This is a genomic window from Mesorhizobium sp. WSM4850, assembly GCF_055811735.1.
The window spans coordinates 1-16,898 of record NZ_JBVVPV010000072.1; the positions used below are offsets into that span (position 1 = coordinate 1).

Genomic DNA, 16,898 nt, shown 5'->3' on the forward strand with positions numbered 1-16,898 from the left:
TTGCGACATCGATGGCGTGAGCCACCACGAAAGCGCAAATTTCAGTCCATGCCAAAACTATCTTAGCGCATATGCCCCATGGGGGGAGATGTCCGGCAGGACAGAGGGGGGCGCTGTCCCGCCTGCGTTTTGGCCATTGTTGAACCCAGTCCCCTCACGCCGAATGCACCGGGTCGAGCGTAACCTTGTAGAGTTCATTGTCGTCGCGATCCATCAGCCGTACCGTCATCTGTTCAGTGGCGCCATCGATGTCGACGAGGCCGAAGAACTGCAGGCCGGCCGAGGGTGGCAGGTTCTGCCCCTGCTCGGCGGTTGGCGCCTTGATGAATTTCAGCTCCGGGCCGAAGGTCATGTCGAAATCATTGGGTCCATAGGTGCCGGCATGGAGCGGACCCGAGACGAATTCCCAGAACGGATTGAAGTCCTGGAACTGCGCCTTGTCGGGATTGTAGTAATGCGCCGCCGTGTAATGCACGTCGGCGGTCAGCCAGACGGTGTTGGTGATGCCGGCATTCTTTATGTAGCGAAGGAGGTCGGCAATTTCCAGTTCGCGGCCCTTGGCCGGGCCATTGTCGCCATTGCTGACGGCCTCGGCGCCGGCCTTGTTGGTGGCGTCGTTCCAGACGACGAGACCAAGCGGCATGTCGGCGGCGATGATTTTCCAGGTCGCGTTGGAGTTTGCCAGTTCGCGCTTCAGCCACTTCATCTGCTGTTCGCCGAGGATGCGCGATTGCGGCGTCACCGTATCCTGCATGCCAGGACCGTTGGCGCCGCGATAGGAGCGCATGTCGAGGAAGAACACGTCGAGCAGCGGCCCGTAGGCGATCTTGCGATAGACGCGGCCCGGTTCCGACGGCTCGTAGCGGATCGTCGTCATCTCGTGGAAGGCGCGTGCCGCGCGTGCCGCCAGCACATGGATGTTTTTTTCCGAGTAGCGGTCGTCGGCGCTCAGGTTCTTCGAATCCGACCAGTTGTTGACCACCTCGTGATCGTCCCACTGGTAGAAGGTCGGGCAGATGGCGTTGAGCCCCAGCACGTTCTTATCCATCATGTTGTACTTCCACTGGCCGCGGTACTCGTCCAGCGTCTCGGCAACCTTGCGCTTTTCGTCGATGAGGACCTTGTTCTTCCACTTGCTGCCGCCGGGAAGCTCGACCTCGTCCTTCATCGGGCCGTCGGCATAGATGGTGTCGCCGGAATGCAGGAAGAAGTCGGGCGTATGCTTGCCGATCGTGGCATAAGTCTTCATGCCGGTGTCGTCGATGCCCCAGCCCTGGCCGGCGGTATCGCCCGACCAGGCGAAGCGGATGTCGCGTTTCGAGGCCGGCGCCGTGCGGAAGCGGCCGACGATCGGCTCGGAGACGGCGTTGATGTCGGCAAGATCGGCCGCGACCATGCGGTAGAAGATGTCCTGGTCGGAGGTGAGGTCGGTGAGCAGCCGCTTTACCGTGTAATCGCTGGCCGGCGACGTATCGAGCGGCGCAAGGCGCAAGGGATTGGCGAAATTCTCCGTCGACGAGACTTCGAACATGACGCGCGAAGGGCGGTCGGTCCGCGTCCACACCACGCCACTGGCTGCGTCGACATCGCCCGACTGGATGCCATGGGTGAAGGCGGGCCGCTGATTGGCGCGCGAATAATAGGGAAGCGCGAGGCCCGATACGCCGACGAGGCCGGCGGCGCTCGCCGACGTGACAAAAGCGCGGCGCGAAATCTTGTTCATGGCTGTCTCCTGGATGGCTTAAACATCGCCGCCAAGGTCCAGCGTCAATGTTTCACGCACATCTCGAAACCATGAAGGTTTTCTGACGATCAACAGGCTGGCGAATCTCCCCCCTCGAGGGGGAGATGTCGCCGAAGGCGACAGAGGGGGTCGTGTCGCGTGGAGCGCCAACCTCCTGCGTCTGCGATAAGGGGCCGAGCCCGGTCGGACCGACCCCCTCTGGCCGCTTCGCGGCCATCTCCCCCTCAAGGGGGGAGATTAGCGCTCGGCCGTCACAGCTCAAGCCGCCTGCGGGTTCGGCTCGAAGGCCGGACGGCTGGTGTTGATCAACAGCGAGATGCAGGCTGCGGCTATTGCCGTCATGCCGGCGATGAGGAAGGCAAGTTCGTAATTGCCCTGCAATTCACGCATGGTGCCGCCGAAGAAGGCGGCCGCCGCTGCACCCACCTGATGGCCGGCGACGATCCAGCCGAAGACGATCGGCCCGCTGCGGTCGCCGAACGCCTCGTTCGACAGCCTGAGCGTCGGCGGCACGGTGGCGATCCAGTCCAATCCGTAGAGCACGGCGAAGATGATCAGGCTGGTCGACGAAAAGCCGGAATAAGGCAGATAGATCAGCGACAGGCCGCGGATGCCATAATAGACGCCGAGCAGCTTGCGCGGGTCGAAACGGTCGGTGAGCCAGCCCGACAGCGTCGTGCCGATCAGGTCGAAGATGCCCATCAGCGACAGCAGGCCGGCGGCTTGCACCTGGCCGATGCCCATGTCGCCGCAAAACGCGATCAGGTGCGTTCCGACCAGTCCGTTGGTGGTGAAGCCACAGATGAAGAAAGTGGCGAACAGATACCAGAACACCCGCGTGCCGGCGGCACGACGCAGCGTGCTGAGCGTGTGGGTGAGGAAATTGCCCTGCGAGGCCGGCGGAACCGGCGGCACGTCGTCGACGTCCGCGCCGTAGCGCACCATGCCGATCGCGGACGGCCGTTCCGGCACCAGCAGCCAGACCAGCGGCACCAGGCAGGCGGTGGCGACCGCAATGGCGATGGCGACAGGCTTCCAGCCGCCCGACTGCGCGAGCGCGGCGAGCAGCGGCAGGAACACCAGCAGGCCGGTGGCGGCCGAGGCCGACATCAGCCCCATCACCAGGCCGCGATTGGTCTTGAACCAGCGATTGACGATGGTGGCGCCGAGCACCGTGGCGACCGCGCCGGAACCGACGCCGGAGAATACGCCCCATGTGAGAAGCAGGTGCCAGGGCTGGGTCATCAACAGGCTGAGCGCCGTCGAGCCCGACATCAGCACCAGCGACGCCAGCAGCGTGCGGCGCAGCCCGATCCGTTCCATCAGTGCCGCGGCAAACGGCCCGGTCAGGCCGTAGAGGAAGATGCCGATGGCCGCGGCGAGCGAGACGACATCGCGCCGCCAGCCGAAACTCTCCTCCAGCGGCAGCATCATGACGGCCGGCGCCGACCGCAGGCCCGCCGCGATCAGCAGGCACAGGAAAATGACGGCGGCCACGACGAAAGCATAGCGCTGGCCAAACGGGCGGGATCGAGCTATCATGTTACTGACCGGTACGTTGCAATGCATGGGAGCATACGTACCGATCGGTAACATTGTCAAGCAGGCAACGGCACGTCCAAGAATGAAAAGCATTGAACCAGCGATCAAAGCGGATGAACGGCCCCGCGCGGGCGAAAAAATCCTTCGCGTTGCCCGCGACCTGTTCTACCGGCAAGGCATCAGGGCGATCGGCGTCGACGAGATCGTGCGGCGCGCTGGCGTCACCAAGCCCAGCCTCTATCGCAGCTTTCCCTCCAAGGACGAATTGGCCGCGTCCTATCTGCGGCAATACGACCTCGAGTTCTGGGCCCGCTTCGACGCGGCGGTGGCTGCCCATCCCGGCAATCCGCGCGCGCAGATCGCCGCCTTCCTGACCCGCATCGGCAAGCGCACGCAAAAGCCCGACTATCGCGGCTGCGGCATGACCAATGCGGCCGTCGAATATCCCGAACGTGGCCACCCGGCCCGCGTGGTGAGCGAGGCCAACAAGCAGGAATTGCGCCGACGCCTGCGCGCCATGGCGGCGGCAATGGGTGCCGGCGACGCCGATACGCTGGGCGACGGGCTGCTGCTCCTGATCGAAGGCGCCTATATCAGTGGCCAGCTGTTCGGGGCCGGCGGACCGGCGAAGTCTGTGGCCAGCAATGCCGACCTGCTGATAGAAGCGAGCTTGAAGAAATAGCGTTTGACGATACCGTGCGGTAGCCCCGAAACGGAGTTGCCCGCGATGCGTGCTCTTTTGCTGATCCCGCTTGCCCTCGCCGGCCTCTGCCAGCCTGCCCGGGCCGGCGACATTTCCAGCGCCTACACCGATCTCGACTGGAGGAAGGACTGCGTGACCTACGCGCAGGCGGAAGAAGGCGACGGCGACTGGGCCAGTCTCGCCTGTTCTGGCTATCGCGGCTATCCGGTGCTGATCGCCTACGACGACGCCCGGGAATCGCTGTTTTATGGTTTTCCGCCCAGCGACATGACCCCAGTCTGGGAAAGTTTTGTCGCCTTCAACTCGGCGGCATCCAAACTCGAGTGGCGCATCGAGACGAACGGCGATCGCGCCGTCCCGTTTGCGGTCATCCATCGGCGCTCGATCAGCAATCCCGAGGTGGAGAACAAACCGACCGACGTGCTGATCGTCGCCAAGGTCGGCCAACCGGAGACCTATGAAGGCTGCACCGTCGGCCTGGTGCTGGCCACCGGCAACCCCGGCGCCAACGACCAGGCACGCAAGCTCGCCGACGAGAAGGCGCGGACCTTTGCCTGCGGCAAGGACAAGCGCGTGGTTATCGGCAACGCACCCGCTTTCGGCCGCGTCGACAATTAGGAGCGCGTCGCATTGAAAAGTAACGTCGGTCAGCGCTGCCCCTCATTGCCCTGCCGGGCATTTCTCCCCGTATAGTGACGGGGAGAAAGACGCAGCCATCAATGGTTTCGCCAATTACCACCGTTGCTGAATGGGCGCCAAGGTCGAGGTCAGCGGGCTTCTCCCCGTTCACGGGGAGAAGGTGCCGGCAGGCGGATGAGGGGCGGCGCTACGCCAGCAGTTTGCTCGCAACTTCAGGCTTTCGGCTACTTGCTTGCCTTGGCCCGTTCGATCGCCTCGACAATCATCTTCTTGGCGTAGGCGGCGTCGTGCCAGCCCTCGATCTTGACCCATTTGCCGGGTTCGAGATCCTTGTAGTGCTCGAAGAAGTGCTGCACCTGCTGGCGGGTGATGTCGGGCAGGTGCGTGTATTCGGTGACGTTCTCGTAGCGCAGCGTAAGCTTGGGCGACGGCACCGCGATGATCTTTTCGTCGAGGCCGGAATTGTCCTCCATCACCAGCACGCCGATCGGCCGCACATTGATGACGCAACCCGGCACCAGCGCCCGCGTGTTGCAGACCAGCACGTCGATCGGGTCGCCGTCACCCGACAGCGTGTGCGGCACGAAGCCGTAATTGCCGGGATAGCGCATCGAGGTGTGCAGGAAGCGGTCGACGAACAGCGTGCCGGCCTCCTTGTCCATCTCGTACTTGATCGGCTCGCCGCCGATCGGCACCTCGATGATGACGTTGATGTCCTCCGGCGGGTTCTTTCCGATGGCGATGGCTTCGATACGCATGGCTTTTGTCCCTCTTTCGATTGGAAACCGATAGCGGGCAGCGGCGCATGGTGCAATGCGGCGAATGGTACTGAAATCGGCTGAGGGTGCTGGTGAGAGGGGTATCGAGCCGTCACTCCCAGACGAAGGCGACCTTCTTCAGAGCCTTCTGCTCGAAAACCTCGACTCCCTCGGCGACGTCGCGGCCGCCGGCGCCGGCATAGAAGACGAGCGCGTTCTGGTTGTCCTCCAGCGCCCACACCACCATGCCTTTCAGCCCGTGGTCTGCCAGTCGCGCCCGTGCTGCCGAGAATAGCCGGCTGCCGAGCCCGATGCCCTGATATTCCGGGCGCACGTAAAGTTCGTAGATCTCGCCCTGCTGCTTGAGCTCGCGGGCGCGGTTCTTGCCGATCGTGGCGTAGCCGGCAACCTTGCCGCCGATCTCGACAACCAGGACGGTGGCGGCGCGGCGGATGGCGTTCGCCCACCAGTCGGCGCCGCGGCGGTTGATCATCGATGTCAGCGTGCGATGCGGGATGATGCCGGAGTAGGCGCCGCGCCAGGCCAGCAGATGCACGTCGGCGATGGCGCTTGCGTCGCGCGGCTCGGCTTTCCTGATGTCGATGCTCAGCGTCTTCATGATTGGTTAACCATAAACCCGCATCGCCCGATTGCAAGAGTCCGGTCAGCGGCTCCCAAGCTTTCGCACAGACGATAGACGTGCCGTTGAGTGCTGAAGAAAACGTTCGTAGCGACTCAGATTTCGACCAGATGGTCGTCGAGTTCGTTGCTGTCGCCGGAAGAAACCGGGAAATGCTCGGCCAGCACCGCAGCCGTCGCTTCGATCGCCTTGATGAAGCCGTCGGCGAGACGATCGTCGCGGGCATGCGCGGTAAGGTCGCGGACGACGCCGTCCCATACATCCTGGCCGACGCGGCTGTCGATGCCGCTGTCGGCGATCACTTCGGCGTAGTGCTCGGCAATCGAAACGAACACCAGCACGCCGGTGCGCGCCGTGGTGCGGTGGACGTTGCGGGCGAGGAACTGCTTTATCGCATTGGCGTGCGCGGCCTGGTAACGCAGCCGTCTCGGCACCAGATGGATGCGCAAGCCGGGCAGCGCCCACAACAGCACAAGCACCGAGGCCATCGCCAGAAGCTGGGCAATGACGAAATGCGGCAAGCGGATCGACAGCCACCACGCTTCCAGCCCGTAACCGACGGCGAGGCTGACGACGAGCATCGCCAGCGTCGCCATGAAGGCGGCCGGAAAGAAATAGCCGTCGCTGGCATAGGCGACGACGCAGTAGATTTCGCCGTCGGTGTTTGATTCGGCGACGCGGATCGCTTTGGCGATGCGGTCATGATCCTCGGGGCTGATCGGTCGAGTTGCCATGTCGTGTCTCACCAGCTTCCTGAAGATCCGCCGCCACCGGACGAGCCGCCGCCGCCCGAAAACCCGCCACCGCCTGAGCCGCCTCCGCCCGAGGACCAGCCGCCCCCGCCGGACGACCAGCCGCCAGAAGATTGTCGGCCCGGTTCGAAAATCATGCCCAGCCAGCGATAGCGGCCGGGGCCGAGTTTCCGGCCGAAGATCGGCGGCAGGATGGAGGCGGCGATGCTGCCGAAGAAGATGATCGCCCAGATGCTTATGAAGATCGCAAAGAACAGATCGTCGGTGTTGAATGGCGGCTGCTGGTTGCGGGTCCCGCGCGCTTCCAGCTCTTCCGGATTGCCTTCCAGCACCATGACCATGTCGTCGACGGCCTTCATTATGCCGCCGGAGAAATCGCCGGCGCGGAAGGCCGGCACCATGTCGATTTCGATGATCAGCCTGGTGTGCAGGTCGGTCAGCGTGCCTTCCAGCCCGTAGCCGACCTCGATGCGCATCTTGCGGTCGTCTTTGGCGACCAGCAAAAGCACGCCATTGTCCTCGCCGGCCTGGCCGAGCTTCCAGGCGCGGAACAGCCGGTTGGCATAGGGCTCGATTTCCTCGCCGTCGAGGCCAGGAAGCGTCGCGACGACGATCTGGTCAGAGCTCTTGGCCTCGAAATCCGCAAGCTTGCGGGTCAGCGCCGCCTCCGTCGCGGCATCGATGATGCCGGCATTGTCGACGACCCGCCCGGTCAGGGCAGGCAATTCGGCGGCAAGGGTGGCGAGGGGGAGGAAGAGGGCTAAGTAGAGAACGGCTAGAGCAACCGGCAGGAATGCAAGGCTTGCGTTCCGTCCCACCCCCCTTGAGGGGGAGATGTCCGGCAGGACAGAGGGGGGTGGGACGGAGTATAAGGTCAATGGAACTGCGCTCGCTAAGCGCCGATCACCCGCCCTGCTGCGTGCCGAAATCGACCTTCGGCGTCTGCATCTTGTCTTCCTCGATGGTGAAATTGGCGAATGGCTGATTGTCGCGGAACCACAGGGTCGCCCAAATCACCGACGGGAAGGTCCGCAGCGTCAGATTATACTCCCGCACCGCCTCGATATAGTCGCGGCGGGCGACCGAAATGCGGTTCTCGGTGCCTTCGAGCTGCGCCTGCAGCGCCAGGAAATTCTGGTTGGCCTTGAGGTCGGGATAATTCTCCACCACTGCCAGCAACCGCGACAGCGCGCTGGTCAGGCCGGCTTGACTGTCCTGGAATCTCTTGACCGCTTCCGGATCGCTCAGCGCGTCGGGCGTCACCGTCACCTGCGTCGCCTTGGCGCGCGCCTCGACCACGGCATCGAGCGTATCCTTCTCATGCGCCGCATAGCCCTTGACCGTCTCGACCAGGTTGGGAATGAGATCGGCGCGGCGCTGGTACTGGTTCAGCACCTGGCTCCATGCGGCCTTGGCGTTTTCCTCCGCCGTCGGAATGGTGTTGTAGCCGCAGCCGGCCAGCAGCGGCAGCACGATCGCCATCATCAGCAAGGCTGGCAGGTTGCGGAAGACGAAAGGGGAGGAAAGGGCAGGCATGGAAAAATCCCTCAACAGACTGACGGGCGAAGCATTACCACAATCCGCGCGCAAGAACATGACCTCAACCTGGGCGCTGCTGGTGCTTTACCATTCACTGTCAGGCCCTGTAACTGGCCGGGCGAACAGGTTAAAGTCGCTGCGAAAACAGGGTATAGCCATGGCGGGACGCCAGGACAGCGACGACGAATCGCGCCGCATCATCGAGCGCGTGGCAAGTGAAACCGACCCGGCCTCGTCCGTTGCGCGGACGGCCAAGGGCGCGCGCGATGACGTCACTGCAGCAGACGCCGACCGGGCGGACCCGATCGAATATTGGGGCACGCGCATTGGCCGGGCGCTCGGGCTCATTGTCGGCATTGGCCTGTTGATCTGGCTCGTGCTTTTCATCATCCAGAGTTAGGAACCTCGTGAGCACCGAAGAATACGACGCGCCGCGCGCGGTTATCGTCATTTCCAGCCATGTCGCGCGCGGCTCGGTCGGCAACCGCGCCGCGGTCTTTGCGCTGGAGACGCTGGGCTTTCCGGTGTGGGCGGTGCCGACCGTCATCCTGCCCTGGCATCCCGGCCATGGACGGGCGACGCGCATCGTGCCGCCGCTCGATCAATTCAGGGCGCTGATGGCCGATCTCGAGCGCGCGCCGTGGCTGGGCGAGGTCGGCGCGGTGCTGTCCGGCTATCTCGGCGAAGGCGGCCAGGCCGACGCCGTTGCCTCGCTGGTCGGCGCGGTCAAGGCGAAGACGCCGGACGCCGTCTATATCTGCGACCCGGTGATGGGCGATTCGGGCGGGCTCTATGTGCCGGAGACGACCGCCATCGCGATGCGCGACCGGCTGATGCCGATCGCCGACATCGCCACGCCCAACCGCTACGAGCTGGAATGGATGGCGGGAGCGCCGCTGCCCGACCTCAAAGCGGTGATGGCGGCCGCCCTTCATGCCGGGCCGTCGACCATGCTGGTCACTTCGGCGCCGGCGATGATGGCCGGCGGCACCGGCAATCTGCTGCTCAACGGCAACCAGGCGCTGCTCGCCGAGCATCGCCTCATCGACAAGCCGCCCAATGGGCTCGGCGACCTGACGGCGGCCGTCTATCTGGCGCGCATCCTGTCCGGCCAGCCGGCGATCAAGGCACTGCAGTCGACCACGGCGGCGGTCTACGAGATCCTGGCGCGCACCGCCAAGCGCGGCGGCGACGAATTGCAGCTCGAAACAGACGCACAGAGCCTGTCGCACCCGATGGCGATGGTGCAGCTTCGCCATCTCCTGCATCCGGGGCGGGACAAAAGAGCGTGACTGTCGTCGGCGTCGACGGCTGCAAGGCCGGCTGGATCGCCGTTCGCCGCGATCCGGGCGCAGCTCCCTCGGCAGCCGTTTTTCCAAGCTTCGCAGCACTGCTCGACGCATTGCCGGCCGATGCGACAGTCGCCGTCGACATGCCGATCGGCCTGCCCGATGTTTCGCAAAAGGGCGGCCGCGGGCCCGAAGCTCTGGTGCGGCCGCTGCTTGGCAACAGGCAATCGAGTGTCTTCGCCATCCCCTCGCGTGCGGCGCTTTACGCGCATACGGACGGCTTCACCACGATCGACGCGTGGCATGCCGCGCATCGCCACGCAAGCGAAGTGGCCAAGGCGACCTCCGATCCGCCGCGCGGCGTCTCGATCCAGGCTTTTGGCATCTTTGCCAAGATCCGCGAGATCGATGCGGTGCTGATCGCGCGTCCCGAACTGCGCCGCCACGTCTTCGAATCGCATCCGGAAGTCGCCTTCTGCCGGCTGAACGACGACCAGGCGATGCGCCTGCCGAAGAAGATCAAGGGCGCCGTCAACCCAGCCGGCATAGCGGAACGCAAGGCGCTGCTTTGCCGGCACGGTTATGTCAGGGGCTTTCTCGACCGGACGCCGCCGCCAGGCGCTGCTGCCGACGACTTTCTCGACGCCGCAGCGATGATGCTGATAGCCGGCCGCATCGCCAGCGGCGAGGCAAGGCCGTTTCCGGATCCGCCGCTCGCCGACCGTTTTGGCATCCCTGTGGCGATCTGGGCATGAATTTCTTGGTCCCGTCTATCGGCGAGGCAATCGCATTGGCGAATGGCAACCACGTCCTTCGCGATTCAGCATTGCTCGCGACCGGCTTTTGCCGCTAGAGCCTTCCTGACCCAAAGAGCTGCCGCCTAACCCGGAAAGGCTCCAGACGCCGCCAATGCCTCATCTCCCTGACCATCTGCTCACCGGCTACCGCAATTTCATGAACGGCCGCTATCTCGCCGAAAGCGGACGCTATCGCTCGCTTGCTCGCGAGGGCCAGGCCCCCGAAACGATGATCATTGCTTGCTGCGACTCCCGCGCTGCCCCCGAGGCGATCTTCGACGCTGGCCCCGGCGAACTCTTCGTGCTGCGCAATGTCGGCAATCTGGTGCCGCCCTATGCGCCCGACGACCAGTTCCACTCGACCTCGGCGGCGCTCGAGTTCGCCGTGCAGAGCCTCAAGGTCAAGAACATCGTGGTGATGGGCCATGGCCGCTGCGGCGGCATCCGCGCGGCACTCGACAGTACCGCCGCGCCGTTGTCGCCCGGCGACTTCATCGGCAAGTGGATGAGCCTGATTGCGCCGGCCGCCGAGACCGTGTCGTCCAGCACCTTCATGACGGCGACCGAGCGGCAGACCGCGCTCGAGCGCATTTCGATCCGCTATTCGATCGCCAACCTCAGAACCTTTCCCTGCGTCTCGATCCTGGAAGGCAAGCGACGGCTGTCGCTGCACGGCGCCTGGTTCGACATCTCGACCGGCGAACTCTGGGTGATGAACAAGGACACCGGCGACTTCGAGCGGCCGGAGATGACGTAGGAGGGTTGCATGGCATGCCGTTCGATCGCTTTGGCCGCAGCGGCGCTGCTGTTTTCAGTCATATCCGCCGGCGCCGACGACGGCGCGCTCATCGGCCGCTGGTATGCGGCGCTACTGGTCGCCGATCGCACGGAACTGTCGGATCTGCTTGCCGACGACGTCCGGATAAAACTCGACGATCTCGGCGTCGTCCAGACCAAGCAGGAATTCATCGCCTCCATCGACGACTGGGAGGGCGCAGTCGCCGGGGCTGAAATCCGGCATCGGATCGAGAAGACCGAAGGCGGCGTCATCACGGTGATCGCCTGTTATGATTTCCCCAATAACGACGTGCTGATGCAGGAAACCTTCGCGATCGCCGACAACCGCATCACTGCCAGCTCGCAGGCGGCGATCGCAGAAAACTGCGATAGCTACTGACCAGCCGCGATATTGCGTGCGGCAAGCCGGCGCCTTACATCGGTGACGATCCGCCTCATCCCGCCACGCAGCGAAAGCCCCTCACTTAACGGAAGAATGCCCATGCCGTCCGCCGTCGACCTCGCCGCCCATCCGCTGACCACCTGGCAAGGACCGCTCGGCCTGCCCGATTTCACCCGCATCGGCGACGGCGATTTTTCCGGGGTTTTCGATGCGGCATTGGCGGCGCATGAGGCCGAGATCGAGGCCATATCAGGCAATGCCGAGACCCCGACCATCGAGAACACGCTTGCAGCGCTCGAGCTTGGCGGCGAGGCGCTCGACCATGTCTCGTCGATCTTCTGGTGCCGGGCCGGCGCCCACACCAACGAGGCGATCCAGGCGCTTGAGCGCAACATCTCGCCAAAGATGTCGCGGCATTTCTCGGCGATCTCGATGAACGAGAGGCTGTTTGCCCGCATCGACGAGCTCTACCAGCGCCGCGACGCCCTGAAGCTCGATGCCGAAACGCTGCGGGTGCTGGAAAAGACCTGGAATAATTTCGTCCGTTCCGGCGCCAGGCTCGACGCCGCGGGCAAGAAGCGGCTGGCGGCGATCAATGAGGAACTATCGTCGCTCGGCACGAATTTCGGCCAGAACCTGCTTGCCGACGAGCGCGACTGGGCGCTGTTTCTTGACGAGGCCGACATTGCCGGCCTGCCGGAATTCCTGAAAAGCGCGATGGCCGAGGCCGCCGAGATGCGCGGCCAGAAGGGCCGCTATGCCGTCACCCTGTCGCGCTCGATCTACGAGCCGTTCTCGACCTTCTCCGAGCGCCGCGACCTGCGCGAAATCGCCTTTCGCGCCTTCACCATGCGCGGCCAGAACGGCGGCGCCACCGACAACACCGCCGTGGTGCGCGACATGCTGCGTCTGCGCGCCGAAAAGGCGAAGCTGCTCGGCTATGCTTCCTATGCCGCGCTGAAGCTCGACGACACCATGGCAAAGACGCCGGAGGCGGTGCATAAGCTGCTCGACCCGGTCTGGGAAAAGGCGCTGGAAAAGGCCGCAAGCGATCAGATCGAATTGCACCGGCTGGCGGCCGAGGCCGGCAGCAACGAAGAATTCGCCGCCTGGGACTGGCGCTTCTATCAGGAGAAGCTGCGCGCCGAGAAGTTTGCCTTCGACGAGTCCGAGCTGAAGCCCTATCTGCAGCTCGACCGCATCATCGACGCCTGTTTCGACGTGGCGACAAAATTGTTCGGCATCAGCTTCGAGGAGAAGCAAGGCATCGCCACCTGGCACCCGGACGCGCGCGTTTTCGTCGTCAGGAATGCCGACGGCAGCCAGCGCGGGCTGTTCCTGGCCGACTATTTCGCGCGGCCCTCAAAGCGCTCCGGCGCCTGGATGAGCGCGCTGAAATCCGGCTACAAGCTTGGCGATGGCTCCAGGCCGGTGATCTACAACATCATGAATTTCGCCAAGCCGCCGGAGGGCGAGGCAGCGCTTTTGTCGGTCGATGAGGCCAAAACCCTGTTCCACGAATTCGGTCATGCCCTGCATGGCATGCTGACCGAGGTCACCTGGCCATCGGTCGCGGGCACCTCGGTCAGCCGCGATTTCGTCGAACTGCCCTCGCAACTGTACGAGCACTGGCTGACGGTGCCGGCGGTGCTGGAAAAGCATGCGCTGCACGTGAAGACCGGCAAACCGATGCCGAAGGCACTGGTCGACAAGATGCTGGCGGCGCGCACCTTCGGCGCCGGCTTCGCCACGGTCGAGTTCACCGCCTCAGCACTGGTCGACATGGCCTACCACGCACGGCCGGACGCGCCGGACGAGCCGCTTCGTTTCGAATCCGAAACGCTCGAGAAGCTCAACATGCCCGACACCATCGCCATGCGCCACCGCACCCCGCATTTCGGCCACATCTTTGCCGGCGACGGCTATTCGGCCGGCTACTATTCCTACATGTGGTCGGAGGTGCTCGACGCTGACGCTTTCGCCGCCTTCGAGGAGACGGGCGACCCGTTCAATCCGGCGCTGGCCGAGCGGCTCAGGAAAAACATTTATGCCGCCGGCGGCTCGAAAGACCCGGAAGAGCTCTACACCGCCTTCCGCGGCAAGATTCCGTCGCCCGAAGCGATGATGGCCAAGCGCGGGCTGGTGTAGAGCGAGGGCCCACGGAGGACCAATCGCCAACCTCGGCGCCGCGGACCGACGATGTCTGATCAAAAGCACCTCGCCGCAGGCCACCTCACCGCGGCGCGCTTGGGCGGCCATCCAGCGCCTCGATGGCTTTCGCCAGCGCAGCTGGATCGCCTGATATGCGCAGCGTCTTCAGCCGCGCCGTGCCGCCGGCGACGACCGAGACGGCCGACCGCGGCACGCTCAGCGCCTTGGCAACAAGCCGTTCGAGCGCCTGGTTGGCGGCGCCGTTTTCCGGCACGGCACGGACGCGGGCCTTCAGATGGCTTCGCCCGTCTGCCGAGATCTCGATGCCTTCGAGCCTGTCCATCGCCGCTTTCGGCGTCAGCCGGACGAACAGGTCGACGCCGTCGTTACGCGGGCGAAACGGCCCGGTCATGGAACCGCCGTCAGACGAGTAGCGGCGCCACCGTGGTGAGCAGGAACTGCCGCAGGAAGAACAGGATCAGAAGCAGGATGATCGGCGAAATATCGATGCCGCCGAGATCGGGCAGGAAGCGGCGGATCGGCCGCAGCGCCGGCTCGGTCAGCCGGAACAGCATGTTGCTGACGCTATCGACGAACTGGTTGCGCGAGTTGACGACGTTGAAGGCGTAGAGCCAGGAGAAAATCGCCGAAGCGATGATGATCCACCAATAAATGTCAAGCGCCAGGACAATGGTCTGAATGAGGGCTATCATGCCGGTCTCCGATTGTTGCCGACATGTAGCCATTGCAGGCGGAGGCGGCAAGAGCCAGCTTCGCGGCACGGCAGGCCGGTGGCTGGCCGCCCGGCTTTTGGGCAAAACGCCGTCTTGACAGGAAACCGCCGCGCCCGATAAATGCGCCCATTCCGCTGGACGGGGCTGTAGCTCAGCTGGGAGAGCGCGTCGTTCGCAATGACGAGGTCAGGAGTTCGATCCTCCTCAGCTCCACCAGCGGGATATTGTAAGCGCTTGAAAGATAATGGTATTTTTCAGCATCCGCCATTGATCCCCACTTTCATCCCCACTTATTGTCATTGCGCACCCATGAACGCGGCCAGAGGGCCATGAATTGCTTTTGCGTTTTTCCCCCTCTCTGATTCCCGTCCTGGAGGAAGCGGCGAAGGATGACATGCGGTCTGTGTCCTCGATGGTCGAGAAGATCCTGACCATGTATCTGCGGGAAAAGGGCTACCTGCCGAAAGGCGCAGCAGTATAGCTATGCTCGTCACCGTCAGCCGGGAGGAGTTGAGAGCGGCTCTGCGCATCGATGAACCAAGCACTGGCCATCGCGCGTCGGCACAAACCCTACCGCTGGGATTAACGACCAGTCGCACGCATTGCTGTACTGGCGGACGTAGAGGGCATAGGTGTTCGGGCCGGTGGTCAGCACCGCCGAGCCTTGGCTCTGGATTAGCGCCTGCGTCTGTTGGCAGGTCATGGCGCGGGTGTCCGGCCTGGCCTCGGCGAGGGTTGTGAAGGCAAGCGTGACCTGCCGAGGTCAACGCAATCCGGCGAATGGACATGACGAGACTCCCATGATGAGCCATTTGGTTGACAAACTCGCATGTCGCAGGGCAGCTGTGCAATGGCGGGCTCCAAATCGGAATTCCGGACTGGAGCAAACCGCCCGCCTCGTGCGAACTGACGGCGTGCCGGGGTGTCTGGCCGGTCGGAACTCGTCCAGTTCGTGTTGCGCGAATGGCTGGAACCAACGCCTATCTGCCAGTTCGAACGATCGGTCAGGAAAGCGAAACCGGCGGCAGCGCCTAGGGACTTCCGCGATAACGGAATTACTTGATTTGCCCAAGATCGGCACTATCCAACGGCGGCGGATACCCCAATCCGCCTGGCCGGCGCCGTCAAGCGTTCTTACCCCAACGCCCCCCGTGGCGCCGGCCACTCCCCCTTGTCTGGCGTTACATCAGCAGTCTTCGGTGGTCTTCTTCATTTGGCCGGGGGCGGCGGTCTTCGCGTCCGTGTCCTGCTGACCAGGTGCGGCCTCCTGCGCGCTGCCGGTCTGCTGGCCAGGCGCGCAATCCTTGGCAGAGTTCGGGTTCGTGCCGCTGGTGGTCGTGGTGTCAGTTCCCTGATCGGTTGTAGTGGTTGTGGAATTGGCTCCCTGATCGGTGCTGGGCGTGGTCGTAGTCGTGGTCGTGGAGGTTCCGCCCGAAGTTCCGCTCGTCGTCTGGGCAAAGGAAAGCCCGGCGGAAAGCGCCAACACCGCCGAGGCTAAAAGGATTCGTTTCATATTCTTTCTCCTCTGTTAAGCGCACGAACGCGCTCACAAACCAACCTGCGGACAAAAGGAATGTTCCCGTGATGTGCTCACCCTCGAAAACTTTCCCTGTGCCAGTGGATCTTGCCGTCGACCTTCATCGGCTTGTGGATCATCAATCGCTTGGGCAGGTGCTCGGGGTGACCTCGATCAGCGTGATCTTAATCTCGGGCTTGCAGCGGCTGCAGTCGAATTTGAGCTTCAGCGGATCGGCACCGCCGCCATAGACCATCATCAGGTCGGCCGAACGGCAGTAGCGTACATTGCCGCAGCTGCATTCTGCCTTGACGAGCTTGTTGTGCCGGGTCGCCTTACCCAGCGTGTCGATCGGATCGTGCGCCATGAGAACGAATAAGGAACATTTTCCTTGATCGTCAAGACAGGCTGTGGAACCTTTCAATCAATTTCGACAAGAGTGGAAGGCGCGCGTTTTGAACGATGAAATTCGGCTTCCCAGACCAGACCAGGGCACCGCGCCAGGCGTCCAGCACCATTTCTGCGCGCACCCCGGCTGCGGCAGGAATGCCGGATGGGGTTTTGCCAAGCCGCGGCAGCCGTCGCACTGGTTCTGTTTCGAGCACCGCGATGATGGTGAGGCGTTTTTATAGCTAGTGGTGCGAATCTGACACTTGATGCCTTGGTCGTCTGCTGCGAGTGTAGCGAGCGATGGTCCCGAAACCAAGTCGAATGCGGCTAACGCCCGAGCTGGTCGCCAGAGTCCTCAGTGCGGACGATTCTCTGCCACGGCCCTTCACCGCGCCGTCCGATGCCGACCATGATGACACCGTCCGGGCGATACTAGCCGCCGCACCGTCAGCTGATGAGGTCTGGCTCTTTGCCTATGGATCTCTGATGTGGAACCCGGCCTGTGATTTCGTGGAGCAGCGGGT

At 63.6% G+C, this 16,898-nt stretch carries 19 protein-coding genes, 1 tRNA gene and 1 pseudogene; 10 read left to right on the forward strand and 11 right to left on the reverse strand.

The window, feature by feature from the left end:
• Positions 1 to 154: 154 nt before the first annotated feature.
• Positions 155 to 1,723: an alkaline phosphatase D family protein gene (locus tag AC0L2Z_RS33175; protein WP_473530298.1), complete on the reverse strand. Its 1,569-nt coding sequence runs from the start codon at positions 1,721 to 1,723 to the stop codon at positions 155 to 157.
• 279 nt (positions 1,724 to 2,002) lie between these two features.
• Positions 2,003 to 3,286 carry an MFS transporter gene (locus tag AC0L2Z_RS33180; RefSeq protein ID WP_473630396.1) on the reverse strand — a complete coding sequence of 428 codons (1,284 nt, stop codon included), beginning with the start codon at positions 3,284 to 3,286 and terminating at the stop codon, positions 2,003 to 2,005.
• Positions 3,287 to 3,368: 82 nt separating this feature from the next.
• Between AC0L2Z_RS33180 and AC0L2Z_RS33185 the strand changes: the two genes are divergently transcribed.
• Together AC0L2Z_RS33185 and AC0L2Z_RS33190 are read left to right on the forward strand one after the other, a co-directional pair.
• Positions 3,369 to 3,968, forward strand: coding sequence for a TetR/AcrR family transcriptional regulator (locus tag AC0L2Z_RS33185; protein WP_287281925.1), 600 nt, complete (start codon positions 3,369 to 3,371; stop codon positions 3,966 to 3,968).
• Between the two features lie 45 nt (positions 3,969 to 4,013).
• Positions 4,014 to 4,607, forward strand: coding sequence for a hypothetical protein (locus AC0L2Z_RS33190; protein WP_473630397.1), 594 nt, complete (start codon positions 4,014 to 4,016; stop codon positions 4,605 to 4,607).
• A gap of 245 nt (positions 4,608 to 4,852) precedes the next feature.
• On the opposite strand, the gene ppa is transcribed toward AC0L2Z_RS33190, so the two are convergent.
• The 5 genes from ppa to AC0L2Z_RS33215 all read right to left on the reverse strand — a co-directional run bounded on the left by ppa (position 4,853) and on the right by AC0L2Z_RS33215 (position 8,314).
• Positions 4,853 to 5,386, reverse strand: a complete 534-nt coding sequence (gene ppa, locus AC0L2Z_RS33195) for an inorganic diphosphatase (RefSeq protein WP_023800478.1) — start codon at positions 5,384 to 5,386, stop codon at positions 4,853 to 4,855.
• A gap of 112 nt (positions 5,387 to 5,498) precedes the next feature.
• Entirely contained in the window at positions 5,499 to 6,005 is a 507-nt protein-coding gene (locus AC0L2Z_RS33200; RefSeq protein ID WP_473630398.1) for a GNAT family N-acetyltransferase, read from the reverse strand.
• Positions 6,006 to 6,121: 116 nt separating this feature from the next.
• Positions 6,122 to 6,760, reverse strand: coding sequence for a TPM domain-containing protein (locus AC0L2Z_RS33205; protein WP_023800480.1), 639 nt, complete (start codon positions 6,758 to 6,760; stop codon positions 6,122 to 6,124).
• A gap of 8 nt (positions 6,761 to 6,768) precedes the next feature.
• Positions 6,769 to 7,596: a TPM domain-containing protein gene (locus AC0L2Z_RS33210; RefSeq protein ID WP_473630399.1), complete on the reverse strand. Its 828-nt coding sequence runs from the start codon at positions 7,594 to 7,596 to the stop codon at positions 6,769 to 6,771.
• Positions 7,597 to 7,681: 85 nt separating this feature from the next.
• The gene (locus tag AC0L2Z_RS33215) at positions 7,682 to 8,314 is read right to left on the reverse strand and encodes a LemA family protein (RefSeq protein WP_473630400.1); all 633 of its coding nucleotides are present in this window, start codon (positions 8,312 to 8,314) and stop codon (positions 7,682 to 7,684) included.
• A 160-nt stretch (positions 8,315 to 8,474) separates the two neighbouring features.
• Between AC0L2Z_RS33215 and AC0L2Z_RS33220 the strand changes: the two genes are divergently transcribed.
• From AC0L2Z_RS33220 to AC0L2Z_RS33245, 6 genes are all read left to right on the forward strand, one after another.
• On the forward strand, positions 8,475 to 8,717 hold the full coding sequence (locus tag AC0L2Z_RS33220; protein ID WP_128168613.1) for a hypothetical protein: 243 nt from the start codon (positions 8,475 to 8,477) through the stop codon (positions 8,715 to 8,717).
• Between the two features lie 7 nt (positions 8,718 to 8,724).
• Entirely contained in the window at positions 8,725 to 9,609 is an 885-nt protein-coding gene (pdxY, locus tag AC0L2Z_RS33225; protein ID WP_287184531.1) for a pyridoxal kinase PdxY, read from the forward strand.
• Complete coding sequence (locus tag AC0L2Z_RS33230) at positions 9,606 to 10,361, forward strand: DUF429 domain-containing protein (protein WP_473630401.1); 756 nt, start codon at positions 9,606 to 9,608, stop codon at positions 10,359 to 10,361. The genes pdxY and AC0L2Z_RS33230 overlap by 4 nt, the downstream gene beginning before the upstream one ends.
• 154 nt (positions 10,362 to 10,515) lie before the next feature.
• Positions 10,516 to 11,160, forward strand: coding sequence for a carbonic anhydrase (locus AC0L2Z_RS33235; RefSeq protein WP_128248093.1), 645 nt, complete (start codon positions 10,516 to 10,518; stop codon positions 11,158 to 11,160).
• Between the two features lie 9 nt (positions 11,161 to 11,169).
• On the forward strand, positions 11,170 to 11,580 hold the full coding sequence (locus AC0L2Z_RS33240) for a nuclear transport factor 2 family protein (RefSeq protein ID WP_128168617.1): 411 nt from the start codon (positions 11,170 to 11,172) through the stop codon (positions 11,578 to 11,580).
• A gap of 96 nt (positions 11,581 to 11,676) precedes the next feature.
• On the forward strand, positions 11,677 to 13,731 hold the full coding sequence (locus AC0L2Z_RS33245) for a M3 family metallopeptidase (RefSeq protein WP_473630402.1): 2,055 nt from the start codon (positions 11,677 to 11,679) through the stop codon (positions 13,729 to 13,731).
• Between the two features lie 85 nt (positions 13,732 to 13,816).
• On the opposite strand, the gene AC0L2Z_RS33250 is transcribed toward AC0L2Z_RS33245, so the two are convergent.
• Together AC0L2Z_RS33250 and AC0L2Z_RS33255 are read right to left on the reverse strand one after the other, a co-directional pair.
• The gene (locus AC0L2Z_RS33250; RefSeq protein ID WP_473476123.1) at positions 13,817 to 14,146 is read right to left on the reverse strand and encodes a DUF167 family protein; all 330 of its coding nucleotides are present in this window, start codon (positions 14,144 to 14,146) and stop codon (positions 13,817 to 13,819) included.
• Positions 14,147 to 14,156: 10 nt separating this feature from the next.
• Positions 14,157 to 14,447, reverse strand: coding sequence for a YggT family protein (locus AC0L2Z_RS33255; protein ID WP_473630403.1), 291 nt, complete (start codon positions 14,445 to 14,447; stop codon positions 14,157 to 14,159).
• 161 nt (positions 14,448 to 14,608) lie between these two features.
• On the opposite strand from AC0L2Z_RS33255, the gene AC0L2Z_RS33260 reads away from it, so the two are divergent.
• Positions 14,609 to 14,684, forward strand: a tRNA-Ala gene (locus tag AC0L2Z_RS33260).
• Between the two features lie 970 nt (positions 14,685 to 15,654).
• On the opposite strand, the gene AC0L2Z_RS33265 is transcribed toward AC0L2Z_RS33260, so the two are convergent.
• Both AC0L2Z_RS33265 and AC0L2Z_RS33270 read right to left on the reverse strand, forming a co-directional pair.
• Positions 15,655 to 15,981, reverse strand: coding sequence for a hypothetical protein (locus tag AC0L2Z_RS33265; RefSeq protein ID WP_473630404.1), 327 nt, complete (start codon positions 15,979 to 15,981; stop codon positions 15,655 to 15,657).
• Between the two features lie 142 nt (positions 15,982 to 16,123).
• A complete protein-coding gene (locus tag AC0L2Z_RS33270; protein ID WP_473630405.1) occupies positions 16,124 to 16,351 on the reverse strand; it encodes a hypothetical protein in 228 nt (75 codons plus the stop codon).
• Between the two features lie 344 nt (positions 16,352 to 16,695).
• On the opposite strand from AC0L2Z_RS33270, the pseudogene AC0L2Z_RS33275 reads away from it, so the two are divergent.
• Positions 16,696 to 16,898 (forward strand): annotated as a pseudogene (locus AC0L2Z_RS33275) (gamma-glutamylcyclotransferase); the annotation flags it as partial.

Excerpts from the sequence above, each read along its gene's own strand:
- AC0L2Z_RS33235 (WP_128248093.1), top strand. The coding sequence starts at position 10,516 with ATGCCTCATCTCCCTGACCATCTGCTCACCGGCTACCGCAATTTCATG.
- AC0L2Z_RS33250 (WP_473476123.1), bottom strand. The coding sequence starts at position 14,146 with ATGACCGGGCCGTTTCGCCCGCGTAACGACGGCGTCGACCTGTTCGTC.
- AC0L2Z_RS33200 (WP_473630398.1), bottom strand. The coding sequence starts at position 6,005 with ATGAAGACGCTGAGCATCGACATCAGGAAAGCCGAGCCGCGCGACGCA.
- AC0L2Z_RS33240 (WP_128168617.1), top strand. The coding sequence starts at position 11,170 with ATGGCATGCCGTTCGATCGCTTTGGCCGCAGCGGCGCTGCTGTTTTCA.
- AC0L2Z_RS33215 (WP_473630400.1), bottom strand. The coding sequence starts at position 8,314 with ATGCCTGCCCTTTCCTCCCCTTTCGTCTTCCGCAACCTGCCAGCCTTG.
- AC0L2Z_RS33265 (WP_473630404.1), bottom strand. The coding sequence starts at position 15,981 with ATGAAACGAATCCTTTTAGCCTCGGCGGTGTTGGCGCTTTCCGCCGGG.
- AC0L2Z_RS33190 (WP_473630397.1), top strand. The coding sequence starts at position 4,014 with ATGCGTGCTCTTTTGCTGATCCCGCTTGCCCTCGCCGGCCTCTGCCAG.
- AC0L2Z_RS33180 (WP_473630396.1), bottom strand. The coding sequence starts at position 3,286 with ATGATAGCTCGATCCCGCCCGTTTGGCCAGCGCTATGCTTTCGTCGTG.
- AC0L2Z_RS33205 (WP_023800480.1), bottom strand. The coding sequence starts at position 6,760 with ATGGCAACTCGACCGATCAGCCCCGAGGATCATGACCGCATCGCCAAA.
- AC0L2Z_RS33175 (WP_473530298.1), bottom strand. The coding sequence starts at position 1,723 with ATGAACAAGATTTCGCGCCGCGCTTTTGTCACGTCGGCGAGCGCCGCC.
- AC0L2Z_RS33270 (WP_473630405.1), bottom strand. The coding sequence starts at position 16,351 with ATGGCGCACGATCCGATCGACACGCTGGGTAAGGCGACCCGGCACAAC.
- AC0L2Z_RS33185 (WP_287281925.1), top strand. The coding sequence starts at position 3,369 with ATGAAAAGCATTGAACCAGCGATCAAAGCGGATGAACGGCCCCGCGCG.
- AC0L2Z_RS33255 (WP_473630403.1), bottom strand. The coding sequence starts at position 14,447 with ATGATAGCCCTCATTCAGACCATTGTCCTGGCGCTTGACATTTATTGG.
- ppa (WP_023800478.1), bottom strand. The coding sequence starts at position 5,386 with ATGCGTATCGAAGCCATCGCCATCGGAAAGAACCCGCCGGAGGACATC.
- AC0L2Z_RS33245 (WP_473630402.1), top strand. The coding sequence starts at position 11,677 with ATGCCCATGCCGTCCGCCGTCGACCTCGCCGCCCATCCGCTGACCACC.
- AC0L2Z_RS33220 (WP_128168613.1), top strand. The coding sequence starts at position 8,475 with ATGGCGGGACGCCAGGACAGCGACGACGAATCGCGCCGCATCATCGAG.